Here is a 4,269-nt window from a genome sequence, read left to right as displayed (position 1 = left end):
AAACCCGGGGCGGTTCAGATGGCCACGACCTGACGACGTCTGAGCGGGTCGGCTCCCAGTAACTCGTGGGCGCCAAGCATGAAAGCATTCCACCAGTCCTCCGGCTCCTGTTCTGCACTCAAGCCACTGACATGCAACGGCACACCGTGAAACGCCCAGGCACGGATGTCTCCCTCCATGGAGACCAGTGCGCACTTGCAGCCGGACGTTCCCAAGTCAATCGCGAGGACGAGTTGCTCCAGGCCGGTAACCGCCTCAGGCGTCCGGGAAATGAAAAGCGAAGTCATAAAGGTCTACTCAGAATGTGCGGGAAATCGACGCCACCCAGCGATTGCCATCCGTGGTTCGCACATGTCCGTCGTCTTCGGCCATATACAGCTCACGCGCCCGGGTCTTGGTCGTCACCCAGTCGAGTCCCCAGTCAAAGCCCCACCAGTGATGGACCAGACCTACGCCGTAGTCAGCGAAGTTCGCTTCCGAGAAGTTGGCGATCTGCTGATAACCGGCGTGCAGTTTGAGGTTGGTATTGATGCCCAGCGCGTATTTATAATCCAGGTCATACAACATGCTGCCTCGGGAGTTCTGGTCACCCTTGGCGTAGCATTCCAGGCCTTTGGTCGGGTCTTCACGGAACTGCAATTGCGCCCCGCACACGCCACCGCTGTTGGCACCCCGGTAGTTCTTCGACAGCACCCTGGCAATTCGGCCTTCAAGTGCGCCATAACCGATTTCCAGCACGGCGAACTGACTGTTGTAATTGGTCGTATGCTCATCGCCCGGCGTGAAGGTCTCGAAGTCGAAGCGATTGGGCGCTTTGAACTGAGCCCCCGGAAACATCTCCGCCGCCAGCCCTACACCATAGTGCCAGGCATCGGGATCGCCAAAGCGATAACCCCCTGCGAGCAGCACTCCCAGACCATCACCGTCGAGGAACTGCTTCTTGCTGACCGTAGAAAATTCGGCAAGCGCCACCAGGCCTGTTTCATGAGCGACCTGAATGGTTACTCTGGCCCCTGGGCGATTCAGGGAATCGGAAATGCCGCGGGTGCGAATGTCCGAGCTGGCCTTGGCGGTGATATCCACCGCATAGCTCGACATTTCATCGGCGATAGCCAGGGTGCTGCCTGCTGCGGAGCACAATGCTGCAGCCATTACATAGCGAGTTGTATAAGTGCGCATGATTCTCTCCCACGCTGAAGGGCCGGATTTACAATTTGCAAACCGGGGCAGGAGGCAGTGTTGCGATACGCTCGAATTGCTCTGTCTTGCCGAGAACTTCGGTGCCGACAAAAGCCCTTACATTGAGGCGTCCGTCCTTGACCCGGACAGCGCCCTTATATTTTTTCTGATCACGGGGGTCGTACACCCAGCCATCGCGCCAGGCATCCTGGTCATAGCGGGTCAGCTGTAGAATCTGTACACCGCAGTCACTCGACGTCGAGGCAACATCCTTGACCCAGACAACCTGCCCGCAGATGGCGCCTACCTTGTCTGCGCAGTCGTCAAGCTTGACCACGGCGTCTTTTTCCGCCGTCAACCAAAGGCCCTTTGCCTCCAGCGGTCCCGCAGCAGCATGAATACCGGTGGAGCACATCAGAACAGAAGAGAGGAAAAGCCATTGCCGTGCGTTCATAGCGTCACCTTTTTTTATTTTTTGTTTTAACAGACCGTAACACTAACGACGCTTCAGTTATGATAGTCATCGTTACACGATAGTTATAGCTATCATTTTATCGTGGAGCAACTGTTTTTTTCGACCGTCCTGCTGACGCCCCACTCTTTTTTGACAGGTACTTATGGCCAGGCTGAAAACTGAACCCTTTCCTGCGCAGGTCGCAGGCAAAACCGCCGAGCGCAAGAAGCTGCCTGCGCAGCAACGCGCTACTGAAACCTACGAACGTATTCTGGTCGCCACCGCAAACACCTTGTGCGAGGTCGGTATAGAGCGCTTGTCGACCAATCTGGTGTGCGAACGGGCTGGCCTTACACCGCCAGCGCTGTACCGCTATTTCCCCAATAAGTACGCGCTGTTGACGGTTCTTGGCGAACGTTTGCTGGAGAAACAGAACGAGCGGATTGATCACTGGATCACCCCCGAGCTGATCGCAGGTACGCCGCAGGCTCTGGAGCAGGCGCTTGCCGAACTGATTCTGGATACTTACCGGGTTACCGAAGCCACGCTGGGCGGCGTGTGGACGCTGAAGGCTTTAAGGGCGGTTCCTGCGCTGGAGCATGTGCGGCTCGACTCTCACCGCAGGGTGTCCAAAGCCCAGGCCACGATCATCGCCAGCGCTATTCCCGAGGCTGACCCCAAGCAAATAGCAATGGTTGCCCGTGTGGCGGTCGAGATGATTCACGCCACCATCGAATTGCTGTTCGATGAGCCCCTGGACCCGGCGAGGACCTGCGCCATGGTAGCGGCAATGATCGTCAGCCATCTGGATCGCCTTGATCCCGAACCTGCACCTGACAAATGAATACGCGAAAATAGGTTGACCGTTTCGGCCACTTGAACCGGCCGGATCGCCCCTTCATCGGTTGGCGATGGTTCTGTACGGTTACGTGAGCCAGAACGTAATCGCAACACTGCATCTATCTTATAAAAACACGCAGCCACAGGAGCAGCTTCATGAATCAGCCCGCAAGGATCACGCCCACTACGCCGTCTCCCGCTCCGGGCCTAACCGAGCTGTTTGAGGCGCAGAAAGCTGCAGCTCGCTCTCAAGGGGTGCCCTCTTACGCTCAACGAATCGCCGACCTCAACGCCATTCTGCGAGTGGTCAGCGACAATCAGGACAGGTTGCTCGAAGCGGTCAGCGCAGATTTCGGCAACCGCTCGTTCGCTGAAACCAGGCTCGGCGAGCTGATGCCTGTCATCAATGGCATCAAGCATATCCGCTCGCATCTCAAGGCGTGGATGCGGCCCTCCCGACGCAAGGTGGGTATTGTTTTCAAGCCCGCGACTGCCAGGGTCATTTATCAGCCGCTGGGCGTAGTCGGTATTCTCGCGCCCTGGAACTATCCGCTGACGCTGACGCTGGTGCCCTTGATAGAGGCACTGGCAGCGGGCAACCGGGTGATGATCAAACCTTCGGAATTGACCCCCAGAACCTCTGAGCTGCTCCGGCAATTGCTGGGTGAAACATTCTCTGCCGAGCAGGTCACAGTGGTCACGGGAGATGCCCTGCTGGCAAGCCAGTTCAGTGAACTGCCTTTTGACCACTTGGTGTTCACCGGGTCGACCTATGTAGGTCGCCATGTCATGGCGGCGGCTGCGCGTAACCTGACGCCGGTGACACTGGAGCTGGGCGGCAAATCACCGGTAGTGATCTGCGCCGACTATTCGATTAAAAAAGCGGCACGGATGCTTGCTATCGGCAAACTGTTCAACGCTGGGCAGACCTGCGTCGTGGCACCCGACTACATACTGGTCCCGCGCGAACATGTAAACAGTTTTGCCGGCGAGTGGCTGGCCGCTGCGAAAAAACTTTATCCGACACTCGAAGGTAACCCGGACTACACCTCGATCATCTCTCAGCGCCACCACGACCGCCTCGTGAGCATGGCCAATCAGGCCCTCTCAAAAGGGGCGAAAGCATGGCAACACGGTGCGTCGGTGTCGACCCTCGAACGTAAAATTGCGCCCATGGCGCTCACGGATGTACCGCTCGATGCGGACCTGATGCAGGAAGAGATTTTTGGTCCGCTGCTGCCGATACTTGCCTATGACTCCCTGGATGAAGCCATAGCCTTCATCAATGATCGCCCCGCGCCTCTGGCCCTTTACTGTTTTTCCAACGACCAGACGTCCGTGAATCAGGTGCTGAACCGGACACAATCCGGTGGTGTGACCATTAATGGCACCATGCTGCACGCGACTCAGGATGATCTGCCGTTCGGCGGCGTCGGGCAAAGTGGCACTGGGGCCTATCACGGCTATGAGGGCTTCGTTCGTCTGTCCCATGCACGCGGTGTTCTCAAGTTGAGTCGCTTCAACATGTCTGACAAGGTCTCGGCACCTTATGGACGGCTGACACGCCTTGTAACCCGCTTCATGCTCGGCAAATAGACGCTTGCCGAGCAACCGCGTCAGGTGACAGGACGTCGCCCCGGCTCGATATGCCCGCCTGCCCTGCCTTTCGCACCGCCAACGATAATCACTGTTTGTGATGACCCAGTATTTATGTAACATCAGATCGTTATTCTTGGCTCACTTCAACTAGCTTCAACTAGCCGTGTTCTAAAAGGCATCTAAGAGGGTGTAGACAA

4 protein-coding genes and 1 pseudogene are annotated in these 4,269 nt (G+C 57.0%); 2 read left to right on the top strand and 3 right to left on the bottom strand.

The annotated features are described in order from the left end of the window. Positions 1–17: 17 nt before the first annotated feature. The 3 genes and pseudogenes from ALO64_RS10985 to ALO64_RS10975 form a co-directional block, all read right to left on the bottom strand. Positions 18–287, bottom strand: a pseudogene (locus tag ALO64_RS10985) (xylulose kinase); the annotation flags it as partial. Between the two features lie 10 nt (positions 288–297). Further along, a complete protein-coding gene (locus tag ALO64_RS10980) occupies positions 298–1,179 on the bottom strand; it encodes a TorF family putative porin (RefSeq protein WP_010210556.1) in 882 nt (293 codons plus the stop codon). Positions 1,180–1,207: 28 nt separating this feature from the next. After that, positions 1,208–1,633 carry a DUF2147 domain-containing protein gene (locus ALO64_RS10975; protein ID WP_005732110.1) on the bottom strand — a complete coding sequence of 142 codons (426 nt, stop codon included), beginning with the start codon at positions 1,631–1,633 and terminating at the stop codon, positions 1,208–1,210. Positions 1,634–1,796: 163 nt separating this feature from the next. Here ALO64_RS10975 and ALO64_RS10970 point away from each other — a divergent pair, with 163 nt between their 5' ends. Beyond that, a complete protein-coding gene (locus ALO64_RS10970) occupies positions 1,797–2,477 on the top strand; it encodes a TetR/AcrR family transcriptional regulator (protein WP_044345630.1) in 681 nt (226 codons plus the stop codon). Positions 2,478–2,629: 152 nt separating this feature from the next. Next, positions 2,630–4,069, top strand: coding sequence for a coniferyl aldehyde dehydrogenase (locus ALO64_RS10965; protein WP_044345629.1), 1,440 nt, complete (start codon positions 2,630–2,632; stop codon positions 4,067–4,069). Positions 4,070–4,269: the final 200 nt, after the last annotated feature.

Origin of the sequence: Pseudomonas meliae, assembly GCF_001400515.1 — a bacterium.
GTDB classification, from domain to species: domain Bacteria; phylum Pseudomonadota; class Gammaproteobacteria; order Pseudomonadales; family Pseudomonadaceae; genus Aquipseudomonas; species Aquipseudomonas amygdali.
Note: the sequence above shows the minus strand (reverse complement) of the source record. Positions and strands in the feature narration are given on the sequence as shown.